The organism is Tabrizicola sp. (assembly GCF_036781545.1).
Lineage (GTDB): Bacteria > Pseudomonadota > Alphaproteobacteria > Rhodobacterales > Rhodobacteraceae > Tabrizicola.
On record NZ_DAIQAT010000006.1, the window covers coordinates 63,641 to 64,932 of the forward strand.

Annotated in this window: 2 protein-coding genes; both read left to right on the forward strand. The window is 64.2% G+C overall.

The window, feature by feature from the left end; translation table 11 throughout:
* Nucleotides 1-88: 88 nt before the first annotated feature.
* Complete coding sequence (locus V7Q39_RS02700; RefSeq protein WP_333814811.1) at nt 89-1,099, forward strand: branched-chain amino acid ABC transporter permease; 1,011 nt, start codon at nt 89-91, stop codon at nt 1,097-1,099.
* A partial coding sequence (locus V7Q39_RS02705) for an ATP-binding cassette domain-containing protein (protein ID WP_333814813.1) occupies nt 1,096-1,292 on the forward strand: 197 nt, incomplete at its 3' end. The genes V7Q39_RS02700 and V7Q39_RS02705, both read left to right, overlap by 4 nt.

The window sequence follows — 1,292 nt, forward strand, 5'->3', positions numbered from 1 at the left end:
GTCACCTACCTGGTGATCTTCGTCACCCTGATGATCTTCCTCGCCATCCGGCCGCAGGGCCTGATGGGCAAGCCCTGGGGTTGAACCGATGACCGATCAGACGCAATCCATGGCCGAGCGCCGCCCGATGTCCGCCGCCCGCCTTGCCGGAGTGCTGGCCTTCCTTCTGGCCGTCTTCATCCTTGTCCCCGCCTTCATCGCCCTGACCGGACGCTGGGACTTCTACTACACGCTCACGTCGGTCGCCCTCTTGTCGGTGGCCGCCGCCGGGGTCTGGCTGACCTTCTACATCGGCCGCATCAACATCGGCCAGGGCGCCTATGCCCTGACCGGGGGCTATGTCTCGGCGATCCTGATCACGCAGTATGGCGTCAGCTTCTGGCTGACGCTGCCGCTGGCGGGTCTTTTCTGCGCCGCCGTCTCGGTCGTGATCGGCCTTCCCATCCTGCGGCTGCGCGGGGTCTACTTCGCCATGGTCACGCTGGTCCTGACCGAGGTCGCCCGGCTGACCGCACTGGCGCTGCCCGTCACCAACGGCGCCAAGGGCATCACCTCGATCCCGCTGCCGGGCGAGCTTTCCATCCTCGGCCTGACGATCATCCCCGATTTCGCCACGCTGGCGAACCCCAAGCTCGCCTTCTACCTGATGGCCGCCGTGCTGATGGTCGTGACCTATCTCGTCCTCTGGCGCATCGTGAACTCCCGCCTTGGCCACCTCTGCCGGTCCCTGCAGCAGAACGAGGAACTGTCGGCTTCCATCGGCGTCAACACCGCGATGCTGCGGGTCTTGGCCTATGCCATCTCCTCCTTCTTCGGCGGGCTGGCCGGGGCGATCTTCGTCGCCATCTCGCAGTCGATCTATCCCTCCTCCTTCGTGGTCCAGGACAGCGTGAACTTCATGCTCTACTGCTTCCTCGGCGGCCTGGGCTATGTCTTCGGGCCGATGCTGGGCACGCTCCTCCTTTACTTCGGCTGGGACCTCCTGTCGGTTGCCAAGCAATACCAACTCCTCATCTATTCCGGCGCGCTGATCGCGCTGATGCTGATCCTGCCGAACGGCGTGCTCAGCCTTCTCGACCGGAAAGGAGGCCGCAAATGACCGCGCCGATCCTGCAAGTGAAGAACGTCACCAAGCGCTATGGCGGGTTGACGGCGAACAACGACATCAGCTTCGACGTCACCCCGCAGGAAATCCTGTCGGTGATCGGGCCGAACGGGGCGGGAAAATCCACCCTCTTCAAGCAGATCGCCGGGTTCGTGACGCCGACGACGGGCGAGGTGATCTACAAGGG